The 16,949-nt window shown below is 59.9% G+C and carries 12 protein-coding genes and 1 pseudogene; 12 read left to right on the top strand and 1 reads right to left on the bottom strand.

Annotated elements, in window-relative coordinates; translation table 11 throughout:
- The first annotated feature begins 1 nt into the window (after position 1).
- The 5 genes from XaFJ1_RS10225 to XaFJ1_RS10205 all read left to right on the top strand — a co-directional run bounded on the left by XaFJ1_RS10225 (position 2) and on the right by XaFJ1_RS10205 (position 3,843).
- A complete protein-coding gene (locus XaFJ1_RS10225; RefSeq protein ID WP_012916594.1) occupies positions 2-364 on the top strand; it encodes a hypothetical protein in 363 nt (120 codons plus the stop codon).
- A gap of 202 nt (positions 365-566) precedes the next feature.
- Positions 567-1,094, top strand: coding sequence for a DUF3828 domain-containing protein (locus tag XaFJ1_RS10220; protein ID WP_155393682.1), 528 nt, complete (start codon positions 567-569; stop codon positions 1,092-1,094).
- A gap of 48 nt (positions 1,095-1,142) precedes the next feature.
- Positions 1,143-3,101, top strand: a complete 1,959-nt coding sequence (locus XaFJ1_RS10215; protein ID WP_012916592.1) for an RHS repeat-associated core domain-containing protein — start codon at positions 1,143-1,145, stop codon at positions 3,099-3,101.
- Positions 3,102-3,194: 93 nt separating this feature from the next.
- Positions 3,195-3,545 (top strand): hypothetical protein, encoded by a 351-nt coding sequence (locus XaFJ1_RS10210; protein WP_155393680.1) that lies wholly within the window; start codon positions 3,195-3,197, stop codon positions 3,543-3,545.
- A gap of 67 nt (positions 3,546-3,612) precedes the next feature.
- Positions 3,613-3,843, top strand: coding sequence for a hypothetical protein (locus XaFJ1_RS10205; protein ID WP_012916591.1), 231 nt, complete (start codon positions 3,613-3,615; stop codon positions 3,841-3,843).
- On the opposite strand, the gene XaFJ1_RS10200 is transcribed toward XaFJ1_RS10205, so the two are convergent.
- The gene (locus tag XaFJ1_RS10200) at positions 3,792-4,778 is read right to left on the bottom strand and encodes an aspartyl/asparaginyl beta-hydroxylase domain-containing protein (protein ID WP_012916590.1); all 987 of its coding nucleotides are present in this window, start codon (positions 4,776-4,778) and stop codon (positions 3,792-3,794) included. The genes XaFJ1_RS10205 and XaFJ1_RS10200 overlap by 52 nt on opposite strands.
- 145 nt (positions 4,779-4,923) lie before the next feature.
- Here XaFJ1_RS10200 and XaFJ1_RS16205 point away from each other — a divergent pair.
- The 7 genes and pseudogenes from XaFJ1_RS16205 to XaFJ1_RS10165 all read left to right on the top strand — a co-directional run.
- Positions 4,924-5,209, top strand: a pseudogene (locus XaFJ1_RS16205) (transposase); the annotation flags it as partial.
- A 221-nt stretch (positions 5,210-5,430) separates the two neighbouring features.
- A complete protein-coding gene (locus XaFJ1_RS10190; RefSeq protein WP_012916588.1) occupies positions 5,431-6,933 on the top strand; it encodes an aldehyde dehydrogenase in 1,503 nt (500 codons plus the stop codon).
- Positions 6,934-7,335: 402 nt separating this feature from the next.
- Positions 7,336-8,175, top strand: coding sequence for a formate dehydrogenase accessory sulfurtransferase FdhD (fdhD, locus tag XaFJ1_RS10185; protein ID WP_012916587.1), 840 nt, complete (start codon positions 7,336-7,338; stop codon positions 8,173-8,175).
- Entirely contained in the window at positions 8,172-10,517 is a 2,346-nt protein-coding gene (locus XaFJ1_RS10180; protein ID WP_012916586.1) for an FdhF/YdeP family oxidoreductase, read from the top strand. Before fdhD ends, XaFJ1_RS10180 begins: the two co-directional genes overlap by 4 nt.
- On the top strand, positions 10,507-10,779 hold the full coding sequence (locus XaFJ1_RS10175; RefSeq protein WP_012916585.1) for a hypothetical protein: 273 nt from the start codon (positions 10,507-10,509) through the stop codon (positions 10,777-10,779). Before XaFJ1_RS10180 ends, XaFJ1_RS10175 begins: the two co-directional genes overlap by 11 nt.
- A gap of 286 nt (positions 10,780-11,065) precedes the next feature.
- Complete coding sequence (locus XaFJ1_RS10170; RefSeq protein WP_012916584.1) at positions 11,066-15,925, top strand: PAS domain S-box protein; 4,860 nt, start codon at positions 11,066-11,068, stop codon at positions 15,923-15,925.
- The gene (locus XaFJ1_RS10165) at positions 15,922-16,857 is read left to right on the top strand and encodes a diguanylate cyclase domain-containing protein (protein WP_012916583.1); all 936 of its coding nucleotides are present in this window, start codon (positions 15,922-15,924) and stop codon (positions 16,855-16,857) included. The genes XaFJ1_RS10170 and XaFJ1_RS10165 overlap by 4 nt, the downstream gene beginning before the upstream one ends.
- Positions 16,858-16,949 lie beyond the last annotated feature (92 nt).

The following is a 16,949-nucleotide window of genomic DNA, read 5'->3' as shown; positions in this document are numbered from 1 at the left end:
AATGGAAAATAAAAATCAACGAGTAGTCGGTGATTCCATATTAATGGATGATGCCCTTTCATCATGTTTGCTTTTTTTTGAAGATGCAGTTAGGTCATTATCAAAGTCGCCAGAAGAAATTTTTGATGATTTTGATTCACATCTTGGTGTTGCATGGGAAATACGGCAGGAAATTCTTGCAGGGAAGGCGTTGCTTGAGTGGGATAAAATATCGAATTGTCGAAAGGAGAAAATTAGAGAATTGATCCTTGCTGCGGAAGAAATGCCAGATAATGCTTATGCGGGTTCAGGAATGGATGACTTTAATGACCCGATATGGGGAGTCCTCCGGAAAATGGCTTCAGATTTTCTCGATAAGTCCTGAGGTGAAGAGTCAGCCGTGCCCACGTGGTAATCCATCCGGTCACATAGAAAATCATGATGGCCATGGCTGGATTTGTGATTTTTTTCAGAGTGAATTTTTTCCTGGTCCTGGATGTAATAATTCACAGTATAATATTTATCGGGCGCCTTCTCCTTGATGATTTGAATATTTGTTTGATTCAACTGGGGGTCGGAAGTTGGTGATGCGATTAATTGGTGATTTTCTTGGTGAGCTATGTGCAAGATGGTCGTTGCTTGTGTTGCTTTCTTTAAATTGCACTGCTCAGGCTAATAATAATCCTAGCTCCACGGTGTGTCGTCTATATCGAGACTATGGTTGGCCTGCTCTTTTTCAGTCAGATGATGAGGCTCGGCGATATTTGGGTAAGCCCATTGCGGAGCAGTCAAAAGAGATTTTGAGTAAATATTTCGATCCTCATTTGACGCAATTAATTCTGAATGAAGCTGATTGCAATGCTAGAAGCAGAGGTGAGTTGTGCAAGTTGGATTTTGATCCAATATTTGCATCTCAGGATGATGCTGCAATCAATCTCGTTGTAAAGGATGCTGGTGGTGGAAATGTTGATGTGCAATATACATATCCTTCAAGCGGTCAGAAAATTTCTCTGGATTTTAAATTGAAGAATTTGTCAGTTGGCTGGAGGATTTATGATATTATTTACTTAAGCGATGAAAATAGCTCCTTGAGGGGTATTTTGGAGGGGAAGTAAATCTCTAGTGCGCTGCCGCGCGCATGCGCTGATGGGCAACGCCTGAGCGTGACCGACCCACTTGGCCACACGACCAATTTCACCTGGAGCAACGACGACCTGACCGCGATCACCGACGCGCTGGGCCGGCAGACGCAATTGCGCTACGACGCGCTGGGCCGCTTGATCGGCGTACAGGACGCGCAAGGCAACATCTCGCGCTTCGAATACGACGCACTGGGCCGGCAAACCAAGGCAGTCGATCCGTTGGGCAACAGCGTGGCAACGGGCTTCGATGGCAATGGCAACGTGTCGGCGATCCTGCTGCCGCACGGTGCAGGTGTCACCTATGCCTACGATGCACGCGACCGCCGCATCAGCCGCACCGACGCGCTGGGCCAGGCGGAGAGCTGGACCTACGACAGCATGGACCGTGTCGCCACGCACACCGACCGACGCAACCGCACCACCACGTACAGCTACGACGCCTTAGGCCGGCCGAGCACGGCCACGCTGCCCGGCGCGGGCGGCACGCTGACCGCCAGCTACGACGCCGGCAACCGACTGATGGTGCTGTCCGACAGCCTGTCGGGCACGTTGAACTGGAGCTACGACGGCTTCGACCAGGTGACCCAGGCCAACGGCCCGCAAGGCAGCATCGTGTACGGCTACGATGCCGTGGGCCGGCGGACCAGCATGCAGGCGGCCACGCAGACGAAAGTGAACTATGCCTATGATGACGGCGACCGCCTGACCGGCATCGCCCAGGGTAGCGACACGGTGAGCTTCGCCTACGACAACGCCAACCGGCTGAGCAGCAAGACGCTGCCGAACCAGGTGCAGACGGTGTACGTTTACAACGACGCCAATCAAGTGACGGGCCTGGCTTGGGGCAAGGCGGGGCAAGCGGCACTGGGAAGCCTGGGTTATGGCTACGACAGCCGGGGGCAACTGGTCGCGCAGACCGGTAGCCACGCGCCGCAGGCGTTGCCACCAGCCAGCACCAACAATACCTTCGACGACAACAACCGGCAGACGCAGGCCAACGGCAACGCCCGCAGCTACGACGCCGACGGCCACCTGCTCAGCGATGGCACGCGAACCTACACCTGGGACGACCGCGACCACCTGAGCCAGATCACGCAGGGCGGGACTGTCATCGCCAGCTACAGCTACGACGCACTGGGCCGACGCAGCGCCAGGACGGAGAATGGCGCGACCACGCAATACCTGTACGACGGTCTGAATACCGTGCAGGAGACGCAAGGAACAACGATCAACCCGATCCTGACGGGCCCAGGCATCGACGAACGTTACGCGCGCGACGATAACGGCGGACGCACCTACTTCCTGACCGATCTGTTGGGCAGCACAAGGCTACTGACGGATACGAACGGCAATGCGGTGCAGCGTTACGACTACGATCCGTATGGAACCACCACGCAAAGCAGCACGAGCTACAACAACCCGTATCAATACACCGGTCGCGAGCACGACCAGAGCGGGTTGTATTACTACCGTGCGCGGTATTACACGCCGGAGTTGGGGCGGTTCATTAGTGAGGATCCGATTAAGTTGATGGCAGGTCCGAATGTCTATCTATATGCTCGGGCCAACCCAGTTGGTTATAGGGATCCATCTGGTTTATGGTCGGTGACGTTTACCGCTATCGACATTATTGGCGGAGCTATTGTGTTTGGCAAGGATCCAGATGATGGTAAATGGTTTTTTGGTGGAAGAATTGGGTTTGGAGTTGAGGATGGTTTGAGTTTTGATCCTTACGGGAAACGTTCAGGTAGGGATAAAACGCCTTGCAGTGGAACCACTGTCGGGACATATATTAGTACTGGTGTCACTGTTGGGCCGTGGTCTTGGAGTCCTGCCCAGGGTGCAGCAGGCATAGACATAGAATCAGGCGATGACTATCACGAAGGGCCTGAATCTGCTGATACACCCGCAATGAATCGTTCTCCGAAATATGGTTTGGGCTTCGGTGGATCAATGGGTTTTGAAGTCATAGGCCATTAATATTTTTAAGAGGGGCTGAATGTGTTTAAAAATTTTTTCAGTATGCCGCGATTTCTGCGATTAATAACTGTCTGTGGATTTTTTTCTCTAATAATGGCTGTTGCATATCCTTTGTTTGGGTCTGGAGTATCCGGTGTGGTGGTTGATCAATCATTTTGGCGGAGTGGTGGTAATGTAGTCATTTTTGTGTTGTCTGCCATTATTTTGGGCATGGCTTCATTGTTGATTTTTCTTAAAATAAAATATGGCCGAATCCTTTTCTCTGTTGGGTGGATTGTGATTAACTTGGGTTCTTATGTTGTCAGGAATTCTGGCGCTTCTAATAATTCTGTGAAAATTCCGGATCTCGTTTTTTGTTTGACATTAATTGTGATTGTTGTATTTTATTTATATTTTTCTCCTTCGGTGCGGAGGTATTTTTCCGCGACAGAGTCGCTTGGGTAAAGGGTGCTCTCGAACAATCTCGCCGATGCGTTTCGATGAATTTTTTCAGGCCGCCACGCAGTAGCCGGTGCGTTATGCCTATGATGACGGCGACCGCCTGCTCAGCGATGGCACGAGAACCTACACCTGGGACGACCGCGACCACCTGAGCCAGATCACGCAGGGCGGCACTGTCATCGCCAGCTACAGCTACGACGCACTGGGCCGACGCAGCGCCAGGACGGAGAACGGCACCACCACGCAATTTCATGTGAAGGCAGCAGATATGGCTATTTCTAAGGACCGCATTGCCAGGTAGGTGACGTATAGAAGTAATCCAAGTAATCCAAAATTAAGCGTGTGCTTGATGAATTTATAGATGATCCTTTTGCGTCTTTTGAGTTCGGTGCCGGCCTGTCGAACGGGATCAATAAGTTCGAACAGGCGACTTATCGCACCCTTCTCGTCTTCGGAGGTGTTAGGAACCAGCATTCCACGTGCGATCAGCATATAGAGATGGTTTATCAGACGGCCGGTCAGATGCATCGGTCGTTCAACGTCGCACATCAGGATGACCCTGTCTTGGTCGCTGGCGTTGATTGCGGAATGGGGGTAAGTCTCGTCAAAAACGAAGTCTTGGCCGTCCCGCCATGCCATGGTGCGTCCATCTATAATTATTTTGCAATTATCAGAGTTTGGAGTTTTGAGTCCAAGATGGTATCGAAGTGAGCAGGCGAGTGGGTCGGAGTGGAGACTTAGCTCGGCTCCTGGAGGAAGTATCGAAAACATGGCCCCGTGAATCCAGGGCAGTTGTTCTAAGATTCGAGTTGTTTCAGGACAGAGGCGAATAGCGGATCGATGCGTTTTTCCATACCACTTCAGATAGAATTTCATCCAGCCGTGTTTGTAGAACGTGCGAAATCCAAGATCATGAAAGCCTGCCGATCCGGGCTGAGAGGTTTCTCTCAGTTGTCCGCTCTGGTGCAGTGAAATCGCCTCTGCGCGGATTACATGCCACTGACTACGCAGTAGTGCTATATTCTTGAGATAAGACGCGTCGATAACCGGACCTTTGGCATGCTTTCGGGTCGCCATGTAAAGCAAGCAATTGAAAGGAGCGAAGATAGGCCAGCTTTTTCGCATGTATTGTGAAAAAGTGGAATAGCGCTTTTTCCCGCGGAAAGCGAATACGTAGGAAATCGAGCCTGCGGCATAAAGTATCAGCAAGAAGCCTGCGATAAGGCTTATGTTCATCGCTAGCATCCCATAGGTTAAGTCGAATATGATGCAGATGCAGCGTCGAAATTCTGTTGGCTATGGTGACCCCACCTAAAAACAGGCGTATCGTAAAGTAGAGACTTCGCCGGCATGGGCCCCCGTCATCACGAGGAGTCAAACGATGAAGAAGTCACGTTTTACTGGAGAACAGATTGCTTACGCGCTCAAGCAGGCCGAGCCGGGGGGGCGGTCGGTGAAATCTGCCGGATGATGGGCATAGCCGTGGCCACGTTCTACGTATGGCGCAAGAAGTACGGTTGGCTGGGTCTATCTGAGCTCAAGCGCCTGTGGCTGCTGGAGGAGGAAAATCGCAAACTTAAACAGCGAGTGGCCGACCTGAGCATGGACAAGGCGATGCTGCAGGAGATGGTCACAGAAAAGCTCTGAGGCCTGTCCAGAAGCGCGACTGGGTCGGTCGGCTGAAGGAGCGTTTTGGGGTGAGCGAGCGGCATGCGCTGCGGATCGTGGCAATGTCGCGCTCGGCGTTCTCCTACAAGCCCAAGGCGCGAGATTGCAGCGCCATCCGTCGCGGATGCGCGAGATCACGCAGACACGTGTGTGCTACGGGGGGAGCGCGTGTTCGTTGTGCATGCGCCATGCTATTCCTTTTTGCGATCCGGAGTGTCCGATGACCGTACCCCGTCCCCATGACGCCTGGCAGGCAATGGCTATGTCGCTGTGCTTGCGCACTCAAGCTTTCATCGATGGACGTTACGTCGATGCGGCCAGCGGCGAGACTTTCGACTGCATCAGCCCCATCGACGGTCGTTTGTTGGGGCGGGTCGCCGCGGGCGAGGCGGAAGACATCGCTCGGGCGGTTGCCGCAGCGCGGCGCAGCTTCGATCTCGGACACTGGTCGCAGGCCAGGCCGGTGCAGCGCAAGAAGACCCTGCTGGCGCTGGCGCAATTGGTCGAACGGCATGCCGACGAACTGGCGCTGCTGGAATCGCTGGACATGGGCAAGCCGGTACGCGATGCGCGGCGTGTGGACTTGCTGGCGACGGTGCGCTGCCTAGCCTGGAGCGCCGAGGCGGTGGACAAGATCTATGGCGAGGTGGCGCCGACGGGGCAGGACGAACTGGGCCTGATCACGCGCGAACCATTGGGGGTGATCGGCGCGATCGTGCCGTGGAATTTTCCGTTGTTGATGGCGGCATGGAAGATCGCTCCGGCATTGGCGGCCGGCAATTCGGTGGTACTCAAACCGTCGGAGAAATCGCCCTTAAGTGCACTGCGCCTAGCCGAACTGGTCGCCGAGGCGGGTATTCCCGATGGCGTGTTCAATGTGGTGCCCGGCTTCGGCAAGCGTGCCGGTGAACCGCTGGCATTGCACATGGATGTGGACGGATTGGTATTCACCGGCTCCACTCCGGTCGGCCGACATCTGCTGCAGTGTGCCGGGCAATCGAATATGAAGCGTGCTTACGTGGAGTGCGGCGGCAAGAGCCCGAGTCTGGTGTTCGCCGATGCACCGGACTTGGAGCAGGCCGCGCAGGCGATGGCCTATGCGATCTTCTACAATCAGGGCGAGGTCTGTACGGCGGCCTCGCGCCTGCTGGTGGAGCGTTCGATCAAGGATAGCTTCGTCGCCCGCGTGGTCGCGGCTGCTAGGGTGCTGCAACCCGCACATCCGTTCGATGAGACGGCGTCGATGGGCGCGCTGGTCGACGAGGCGCAGACCCGGCGGGTACTCGACTATATCGCCCGCGGCAGCGAAGAAGGCGCGCGATTGCTGCTTGGCGGCAAACGCGTGGAGGTGGTGCCAGGCGGTTGTTATGTCGAGCCAACTATCTTTGACGAGGTCGGCCACGATCACACCATCGCCCGCGAGGAGATCTTCGGGCCGGTGCTGTCGGTGATCGCTTTCGACGACGAAGCACACGCTTTGCGCATGGCTAACGACAGCGTCTACGGTCTGGCCGCCGGTGTGTGGACCCGCGACATCGGTCGCGCCCATCGCGTGGCGCGGCGGCTGCGTGCCGGCAGTGTGTGGGTGAACTATTGGGACGGCGGCGACATGACCGCACCGTTCGGCGGCTACAAGCAATCCGGTAACGGCCGCGACAAGTCGTTGCATGCCTTCGATAAGTACACGGAGATGAAGGCGACTTGGATCAATTTGCGGACGTAAGAGCAGTTAAAAAACGTCGCCAGTCGCTGTCCGGCGGGTGCGGACAGCACGCAGGAACGGCATGAGGGGCTGATTCCGAGCAGTACAAGTACCGCTCCGGCGGCGACGCAGTTGTGTTGTTCGCTGCTCTAGTGCGTCGGCGTTTCCCGTCTGGACACGGTATGTTGCTGTGCCGGATCGGCGGTTTTGGTCGTTCAACATAGACCCGAGTCTTGGTTAGCTCGCAGCAGGCCGTGCAATGCCTGCCGTGCCGAGGCCTGATGCAGGCCTGGTCTTGCTTCGCCGTCGTCACAGGTCTACAACATCCTTCTGAGGACCCTATTCGGCGTAGCGGTGCCGTGCCGGCGTCCAGCCTACCCGTGTGAGCGGTGTTCCTATTCGATTGATCGGTGGAGGCGTCCCATGGAATCGCGTGTCTTTTCCAGACCGGGTGCCGTGGCGCGCACGGTGCGTCGCCATTGTGGCGGGCACATCGCGCAGGCCCATGATCTGGTGGCGGCGGAGGTGCCGGTGGCGTTCGCCTACAACGATGCGCCTTTTGTGGTGATGATGGCCACGCCTGAAGATCTGCAGGATTTCGCCCTGGGGTTCTCGCTCAGCGAGGGCATCGTCGCAATGTCGGCGCAATTGCGCATTGTCGCGATCGATACCCACCTGGAAGGGGTGTCGCTGCGTTTGCAGATTCCGCCGGAATACGCCGTGGCGCTGCAGGCACGCCAGCGCAACCTGGATGGGCGCAGCGGTTGTGGCATCTGCGGCAACGCCTCGTTGGAGGCAGTGTTGCGTGCGCCGCGGCGGCTGTCTGCCGGCACCCTGGTCGCCGCGCCGGCACTGGCGCGCGCGTTGCGCGAATTGCGCGAACAACAGACGCTCAATGCGTCCACCGGCGCCACCCATGCCGCAGCCTGGGCCGACGCGCATGGCGAGGTCCGCCTGATGCGCGAGGACGTTGGTCGGCATAACGCCTTGGACAAGCTGATCGGGGCGTTGGCCACGGCGGGCATCGATCCGGCCTGCGGCTTCGCGGTGGTGACCAGCCGCGCCAGCTACGAAATGGCACTGAAGGCTGCGCAGGCCGGTATCCCGTTGTTGGCCGCGATGTCCGCGCCGACGGCGCTGGCGATCGCGCTGGCCGATAGCGCCGGCCTGACCTTGATCGGCTTCGCCCGCGGCGACGATTGCGTTGTCTATAGCCACCCACAGCGCCTTGTCTCGCCCGAGTATCTAGGAGAAACCGCATGAGCAAGAAGACCATCCAGCCTTACACGCAACCGGCGGGCGGTTGGGGCGCGTTGCGCTCGGTTGCAAAGCATTTGTTGGAACAGGATGTGGCCGTACAGGGTGCGAAAACGCTGCTGCATGCCAATCAACCCGATGGGTTCGATTGTCCCGGCTGCGCTTGGCCCGACCGCGACCATACCTCGACCTTCGAATTCTGCGAGAACGGCGCCAAGGCCGTGGCTGCCGAATCCACCGCACGCCGCGCCACCCCGGCGCTGTTCGCGCAGTACAGCGTGGCGCAGTTGGCCAAGTACAGCGACTATTGGCTGGAAGGACAGGGCCGGCTGACCCATCCGCTGCGCTACGACAGCGCCAGCGACCACTACGTGCCGGTGGAATGGGATGCCGCGTTCGCGCTGATCGCCGAGCATCTCAACGGCCTTGCTTCGCCCGATGAAGCGATTTTCTATACATCAGGGCGCACCAGTAACGAAACCGCGTTTCTGTACCAATTGTTCGGGCGCCAGTTCGGCACCAACAATTTTCCCGACTGCTCGAACATGTGCCATGAGCCTTCGGGTACGGCGCTGGGTGCGCAGATCGGCGTCGGCAAGGGGACGGTGTCGTTGCACGATTTCGAGCTGGCCGACGCGATCTTCATCTTCGGCCAGAATCCCGGCACCAACCATCCGCGCATGCTCGGCGAACTGCGCCAGGCTGCCAAGCGTGGTGCGTCGATCGTCGCGTTCAATCCGTTGCGCGAACGCGGGCTGGAGAAATTCGCCGATCCCCAGGACAAACTGGAGATGCTGTACAACGGCTCCACGCGGATCGCATCGGACTACTTTCAGCTGAAGATCGGTGGCGATCTTGCTGCGGTCAAGGGCATCATCAAGTATGTGCTCGAACGCGATGCCGAGGCGGCGCGCGCGGGGCAACCGCGGTTGTTGGATGTGACGTTTATCACTCAGCACACCGCCAACTTCGATGCGTTCGCTGCCGACGTGGTCGCCGAGCCGTGGAGCGTCATCGTCGAAGAGTCCGGGTTGAGCGAGGCCGAATTGCGCCACGCCGGCGAGATTTACCTGAAATCGGAGCGGTTGATCGCTTGTTGGGGAATGGGCATCACTCAGCACAAGCATTCGGTGGCGACGATCCAGATGATCGTCAACCTGCTCTTGCTGCGCGGGCATCTGGGGCGGCCCGGGGCCGGCGTGTGTCCGGTCCGTGGTCACAGCAACGTGCAGGGCGATCGCACGATGATGATTTACGAAAAGCCCCCGGTCGAGTTCCTGGACCGGCTGCAGACGGTGTTCGGTTTCGATCCGCCGCGCGCTCATGGTTACGATACGATCGCGGCGATCGAAGCCATGGCCGATGGCCGCGGCAAGGTGTTCTTCGGCATGGGCGGCAACTTCGCCACCGCCACGCCCGACACCGAGGTCACCCATCGCGCGTTGCAACGCTGCGATCTGACCGTCCACGTGGCGACCAAACTCAACCGAAGCCATCTGGTGCATGGCCGCGACGCACTGATCCTGCCGTGCCTGGGGCGCACCGAAATCGACATCCAGGATGCCGAGCCGCAGCATGTCAGCGTCGAGGATTCGATGAGCATGGTGCACCTGTCGGCGGGGATCAATCCGCCGGCCTCGCCGCACTTGTTGTCCGAGGTGGCGATCGTGGCACGTCTGGCCGAGGCCACCCTTGGCGCGCGCAGTACCATCCGTTGGCGCTGGTTGGCCGCCGACTACGATCGCATCCGCGATCTGATCGCCCAGGTATTCGATGACTTCGCCGACTTCAACGTGCGGGTCCGCGTGCCCGGTGGCTTTTGCCTGTCCAATACCGCCGGCGACCGCGTGTGGGAGACGCCGGAGCGCCGCGCGGTGTTCAAGGTGCAGGCGGTACCGACCGACCATCCGATCCACCGTGCGCGTCGCGCACGTTCGGGGCAACCGGTGTTCACCCTGGCCACGACACGCTCGCACGATCAGTACAACACCACGATTTACGGCTTGGACGACCGCTATCGCGGTGTGTTCGGCGAGCGCCGGGTAGTGTTCATCCATGCCGCCGACATCGCCGAGCTGGGCTTGCAGGCCGGGGACTGGGTGGATCTGGAGAGCCTGTGCGAGGACGGCGTGCGCCGCCAGGCCAAGCGCTTCATGCTGGTCGCGTACAACATCCCGCGTGGTTGCCTGGCGGCGTACTATCCGGAGAGCAACCCGCTGGTGCCGCTGTCCAGCTTCGCCGACGAGGCGCGCACGCCGACATCCAAGTCGATCCCGGTGGTGGTGACACCGCATGTGCCCGAGTCGGCCGCCGCGCCCCGCGATATCGGAGTGGCGCTTGTCCGCTGATCCGCTGCTGACCGCGCGCGTGCTGCAGGTTCTGGCGGAATCGCCGCAGGGGCTGGCGCTGCCACGCTTGTGCAAGCGCCTGGAGGTGCGCATGAGCGTGCTGCTGCGCACCCTCGCGTGGCTCGGTGACGCCGAGCTGGATGGGCGTCCGGGGCCAGGATGGGTGCTGTTGTGTCGTCACGACGCGCGCGAGTTGGCGCTGCTCAGCGAGGCGGGGCGGATGGCTGCCGCACAGGCACGGATGCAGGCCGCCGTGCCATGAGACGCTGTCGATCAGCGTCGTGCGTTGGATCCTCATGCCCACACGATGGGTCAAGGCGGGATACGCCCGTCCCGGCTGAAAGCGCTGGCATTGCGTCGTATGACGCATGAATTTTGTGGTTTATTTCACATAATAGTGAAGATTGACATCAAGTTTTCCGCCGCTATGCCGATCTCGCGCTGAGCAATAGCGGATGTTCCGCCATACCAACGGAACATGACGCGATGCCATGGTGGTGGGGCGAGTGTCGACCTGCCGGGGAACGGGCTCTGGGGAGTGCCTGACGATGCTGAAGCTGCGCGCCAATCGTATGCCGTTGTATTTGGCGCTGACGATTCTATTGGTGGGAACGGCGCTGACGTTGGTTGTGGCGTTGCAATTGCAGCGGGACAACGTGCAGCACGTGCAGGTTCAATTGAACGCCAAGGCCAATGCCACCTTCGACCATATCGAAGACGTGCTCTACCGCTATCAATACGGCTTGCGCGGCCTGCGCGGCGCGGTGCTGATTGCCGGCGCTGATCTACGCAGTGACCAGCTACGGCATTACCTCCAGAGCCGTGACCTGCCACGCGAGTTCCCCGGTGCCGGTGGCTTTGGCTTCATTCGCCGAGTGGTACAGGCTGACGAGGCACGCTTCCTCGCCGCCCAGTACGCAACAGGGCGCCAGGATTCCCGTATCCCGCTGGCGCCGCATGCTGGCGACCGCTTCGTCATCGAGTACATCGATTCCAGCGGCAATAGTGCCGTGCAGCTAGGGCAGGACATCGCCTCGGACCCTTCCTGGCGCGCGGTGGCTTGGGCGGCGGCGTTGAGCGGAGAGCCGCGCCTGAGCGGCCCGGTTACCTTGGCACAAGCCAGTGCGCAAGGTGCGCAGGCCTTCCTGATGCTGTTGCCGGTGTACCGCAGCGGCCTGACCCCGTCGACCGTGGCGTTGCGTCAGCGCGAATTGGTGGGGTGGACGTATGTGCCATTGCTGATGCCAAAGGTGATGCAGGCGCTTAATCTGGATGCCAAGCGGATCGAACTGGCCTTGAGCGATGCCAATGCCGCCGGTACGGCGATTCCGTTCTACCGCAATGCGCCGCATGCTCCACTTGCGCAGGCACCGCACGCGTTCTTGGGGCGCACCGTGATGGGGCGGCACTGGTACATGCACATGGCCGCAGGTGGAGATTTCGTCGCCGCCAACGCCCTGTGGTCGGTAGGCCCTGCCATGATCACGGGAATGTTGCTCAGTGCACTGGCCGCCGCGCTGGCATTTGCTCTTGGCAACAATCTTTTGCGCCGTCAGCAGATTGCCCGCAATCATGCAAACCTGATCGCAGTCTTGCAAAGCTCCACCGATGCCATCATCGGCAAGACCTTGGATGGCGTGGTGACCAGTTGGAACCGTGCCGCCGAACAGTTGTTCGGCTACAGCCAGGCGCAAGCGGTCGGCCAGCGCTTGTGTGATTTGATCGTGTCGCCTGAATTGATGGACGAGGAGCAGTCTCTATTGGCGCGCATCGCGCGGGGCGAGCATGTGCCGCATTTCGAGACTCTCCGCCGCCATGCCGATGGCCGCCTGCTGGATGTGCTGGTCAGCGCATCGCCGATCTATAACGCTGCCGGCAAGCCGGTCGGTGCGTCCATGACGTTGCGCGATGTGTCCGATCAGAAGGCGGCGCGCGCACAAATTCTGGCGCTCAATGCGACCCTGGAGAGTCAGGTTGCGGTGCGGACAGCTGAACTGAGCAGCAGCACCGCGATGCTGGAAGGTGTACTCGGCGCCGCCTCCGAAGTGTCGATCATTGTCACTGCGCACGATGGCCTGGTCACGCTGTTCAATACCGGAGCAGAACGTCTGCTCGGCTACCGTCGGGAGGAGGTCGTGGGGCGATTGAACGCCGAGGCTTTCCATTTGCCCGAGGAGGTCAGCACGCGCGGTAAGGCACTCAGTCTGGAGCTGGGCATGCCAGTGCAAGGTTTCCGGGTATTCGTCGAAAAAGCCGAGCGCGACGGCGCCGAAACCCGCGAATGGACCTATGTGTGCCGCAACGGCGATACGCGCCAAGTCAGTCTGGTCGTTACCGCGATTCGTACCGATCAAGGTAACGTCACCGGGTATTTGGGCATGGCCCTGGACATCAGCGAACGCCAGGCTGCCGAGCGCTTACTCGCGCGTAGCACGGCGCTGACTCAGGCGATTCTCGACACCGCGGTCAATCCCATCATCACCTTCGATGCGCATGGCAAGGTACGCTCGTTCAATCGTGCCGGCGAACGCGTGTTCGGCTACAACGCCGGCGAGATCGTCGGCCAGAGTGTGGGCATGCTGATGCCCGAGGCACATGCCAGCCTGCATGAGGCGATGCTGACAGATGTCTGGCAGGTCGGTCCGGAATGGCCCGAAGGCGTAGATAACGGTCGCGAAATGCAGGCGCTGCGCAAGAACGGCGATGCGTTTCCGGTCGAGATCTGCCTGGGGACGATGTGGATGGATGGGGAGTGCCTGATGGTGGGAATGATCGCCGACATCACCGAGCGGCATCGGCAGCGCATGGCGCTCACTGCGGCGCGGGACCAACTGAAGATGGCGACGGCCGCCGCCGAACTCGGAATCTGGTCCTGGACGCTGAACGACGGTGCGCTGGAATGGAACGAGCGCATGTTCGAGATCTACGGTTGGCCGGTGGAGTTGCGCGAGCAAAGTCCGCGCTATGAGGATTGGCAGCGCATGGTGCATCCGGACGATCTCGGCTTCACCGAGGCGAGCCTGCACAAAGCGTTGGAGGGCAGCGGCGTCTACGACCCTGTATTCCGCATCCTGCGTGAAGACGGAACGCAGCGGCATATCCAAGGTGGCGCACACACCGAGCGCGATGCGCACGGTCAGGTCATCCGGGTGATCGGCATCAATCGCGATATCACTGAGCAGTTGCAGGCCGAACAGGAACTGCGCCAGGCGAAGGCGCTTGCCGACGAGGCCAGCCAGGCCAAGTCCTCGTTTCTGGCCAACATGAGCCATGAGATCCGCACGCCGATGAATGCGGTGTTGGGGATGTTGCAACTGCTGCGCCGCACCGCGCTGGATGCGCGCCAGGCCGATTATGTCGGCAAGGCACAGAAGGCTGGAACGTCGTTATTGAGCTTGCTCAACGACATCCTCGACTATTCCAAGATCGAAGCCGGAAAGCTGCAACTCGACCTGCATCCTTTCAGCATGGAGGAACTGTTGCGCGACCTTTCGGTGGTGCTGTCCGGTAACCATCAGCGGCCGGAGGTCGAGATCGTATACCGCCTCGGCCGAGACATCCCCGATTGCTTGATCGGTGACAGTTTGCGCTTGCAGCAGGTGCTGATCAATCTTGCCGGCAATGCACTCAAGTTCACCGAACACGGACATGTGCTGTTGAACGTGGATCTGTTGCATCGGCAGCCGCAGGCGGTGACGCTGCGCGTGACGGTGGAGGATAGCGGGATCGGCATCAGCGCCGAGCAGCAGCAGCGCATTTTCCATAGTTTCACCCAGGCCGAGGCGTCGACTAGCCGGCGTTTCGGTGGTAGCGGCCTCGGTTTGGTGATCAGTCGGCGCCTAGTCGGCATGATGGGCGGCCAATTGCAGTTGCACAGCGTGCTGGGCGAGGGGAGTCGGTTTTGGTTCGACCTGCCGCTGGCGCTGGACGCGAACGATAGTGCAATTTCCAGCCGTTGCCCCGGCCCTCCCCGCCATGTGCTGGTGGTGGACGACAGCGCCTTGGTGCGCGAGTCGTTAATCGATGCGTTGAGCGCCTTGGGTTGGGATATGGCTGGCGTGGGCAGCGGCGAAGAGGCGATCGTGCAAGTGGTTCAGGCGCATGCACAGGGTAAGCGCTTCGATGCGGTGCTGATGGACTGGCGCTTGCCGGGCATCGACGGCGTCGCTGCCGCGGCCGCGATACGAGCCGCCTGCGCCATGCCCCCAATGGTGTTGATGTTAACCGCCTACCAAAGCGATGTGTTCGGCGTGGTGCAGCGTCGCACGGAGGTGCCGTTCGAGGATTATCTGGTCAAGCCGGTGACGCCGTGGCAGGTGGTGGAGACGCTGGAAAAGATGTTGTGCGATGAGATGGCACCGTCCACCTCGCCCTCGGCATTGGAGGCGCTGGCGCATATTCCGCGTCTGCCCGGATTGCGTGTGCTGGTCGTGGAGGACAACGCCTTGAACCGGCAAATCGCCGATGAGTTGCTGCGAGCAGAGGGAGCGGTCGTGGCGCTGGCCGAAGATGGTCTCAAGGGGGTGCAGTGCGTGTGCGAGAGCGGTGAGTGTTTCGATGTCGTGGTGATGGACATGCAGATGCCGCAAGTGGACGGCCTGGAGGCCACCCGGCGCATCCGCGCCGATGCGCGTTTCGTGGGGTTGCCGATTCTGGCGATGACCGCCAATGTGGCGCAAGACGATGTCGCGGCCTGCCTGCAGGCGGGGATGGACGCGCACATCGGCAAGCCAATCGATCTGGAACAGATGGTGGATGCGCTGTTGCGATTGAGCGGTCGAATGACTGCTCCGTCAGCGGCGGCGACGGTAGCGCAGTCGCTGCCGCGTCCAACAGTGGCACTCGATGCGATCCTGGCCCGCTTCGGCAACAATGTGGACCTGTTCATACGTATGCTCGATGCGTTCGCCGACGAGCATCCTGCGTTGTTAAAACAGGTACACGATGCGCTTGCGCGACACGATGCGCTTGCCGCTGCGGATGCGGCGCATGCCGTGAAGGGCAGTGCCGCGACGCTGGGTGCCGTGGCGCTGGCGCAGTCGGCGGCGGAGCTGGAGCAGGTGTCGCGCGCAGGCCGTTTGGTCGATGCCGATGCCGCGCTGGCCGACTTGCTGGTTGCGGTTGAACAGGATCTCGATACGCTTTCTGTCGCTGTGGCACCACTGCGCGCCGTGCAGCAGCCCCGTGCCGTGGCATCGCTCGATGTCCTGCGGCCCTGGTTGCTTGAGTTGGAGCCGTTGCTGCGCCGATCGGATATGGCGGCGCTGGCGGTGCTGGAGCAGGCACCGTCTGGCGTTGCTGGCGTGTGCGAGACGGACTATCTGCGGATGTGCCAGCAGGTACAGGCACTGCATTTTGATGCCGCGCTGACGAGCTTGCACGGTTTGCTAGAGCCTGCCCTCGCATGAGCAAGTTTGCCGCCTACCGTCGTCTTGCTCCGGATGGCAGGCGACCGCGTGTTCTGATCGTGGACGATCAGCCGATCAATATTCGTGCATTGCACGAGCTACTGCGCGATGCGTGCGAGGTCAGCATGGCCTTGGACGGCCATCGCGCATTGGCCTTGTGCCGGGAGCAACCGCCGGACCTTGTTCTGTTGGACGTGATGATGTCGGACTTGGATGGCTTGCAGGTCTGCCGCCGTCTCAAAGCCGATCCGGCGACTGCGGACATCCCGGTCGTCTTCGTCACCGGACAGAACGCGCCGGAAGACGAAGTGGCGGCGCTGGAAGCAGGTGGAGCGGATTTCATCACCAAACCCGTGCAGCCGGTGGTGGTGCGGGCAAGGGTGCAGAATCAGTTGATCATGAAGCTGCAAAGCGACATGTTGCGCGAGGTCGCGCTGCTGGATGGGTTGACCGGTATCGCCAACCGGCGCCGTTTCGACGCGACGCTCAGCACGCACTGGCAGGCATGCGGGCGCGAGGGTAAGCCTTGTGGGGTGTTGATGATCGACGTGGACTACTTCAAGCGCTACAACGATCACTACGGCCACCTGCTTGGCGATGCCTGTCTGCGTCTGCTTGCGCAGACATTGGCCGGTTGTTTGCTGCGTCCATACGACCTAATCGCCCGTTACGGCGGAGAAGAGTTCGTTGCGTTGCTTCCCGAGAGCGACGCCGAGGGCGTGCGCGATGTGGCCGAGCGCATGTTGCAGCGGATCGCGCAATTGCAGCATCCGCATGCCGCATCGCCGCTTGGGCCATGGCTGAGCATCAGTATGGGGGGGGCGGCGATGGTGCCTGGCGTGGAGGCGATGGCTGCGCCATTGCTGGAACTAGCCGATGCGCAACTGTATCTGGCCAAGCAGGGAGGGCGTGCGCGGGCCTGCGTGGTCTGAGCCGGCCTGCATCCTGTTGTCGTTGCTGTTGCAACCATTGCGTGGCGGCCGCGCGAATCTGCCAGAATCAGGGCTGTTCTCTGTCGGTCGTT

Origin of the sequence: Xanthomonas albilineans (assembly GCF_009931595.1) — a bacterium.
Classification (GTDB): Bacteria; Pseudomonadota; Gammaproteobacteria; order Xanthomonadales; family Xanthomonadaceae; genus Xanthomonas_A; species Xanthomonas_A albilineans.
Note: the sequence above shows the minus strand (reverse complement) of the source record. Positions and strands in the feature narration are given on the sequence as shown.

Bases quoted from the DNA above. Each gene is read 5' to 3' on its own strand.
- XaFJ1_RS10210 (WP_155393680.1), top strand. From the start codon at position 3,195: ATGGCTGTTGCATATCCTTTGTTTGGGTCTGGAGTATCCGGTGTGGTG.
- XaFJ1_RS10225 (WP_012916594.1), top strand. From the start codon at position 2: ATGGAAAATAAAAATCAACGAGTAGTCGGTGATTCCATATTAATGGAT.
- XaFJ1_RS10180 (WP_012916586.1), top strand. From the start codon at position 8,172: ATGAGCAAGAAGACCATCCAGCCTTACACGCAACCGGCGGGCGGTTGG.
- XaFJ1_RS10190 (WP_012916588.1), top strand. From the start codon at position 5,431: ATGACCGTACCCCGTCCCCATGACGCCTGGCAGGCAATGGCTATGTCG.
- XaFJ1_RS10220 (WP_155393682.1), top strand. From the start codon at position 567: ATGCGATTAATTGGTGATTTTCTTGGTGAGCTATGTGCAAGATGGTCG.
- XaFJ1_RS10170 (WP_012916584.1), top strand. From the start codon at position 11,066: ATGCTGAAGCTGCGCGCCAATCGTATGCCGTTGTATTTGGCGCTGACG.
- fdhD (WP_012916587.1), top strand. From the start codon at position 7,336: ATGGAATCGCGTGTCTTTTCCAGACCGGGTGCCGTGGCGCGCACGGTG.
- XaFJ1_RS10200 (WP_012916590.1), bottom strand. From the start codon at position 4,778: ATGAACATAAGCCTTATCGCAGGCTTCTTGCTGATACTTTATGCCGCA.
- XaFJ1_RS10165 (WP_012916583.1), top strand. From the start codon at position 15,922: ATGAGCAAGTTTGCCGCCTACCGTCGTCTTGCTCCGGATGGCAGGCGA.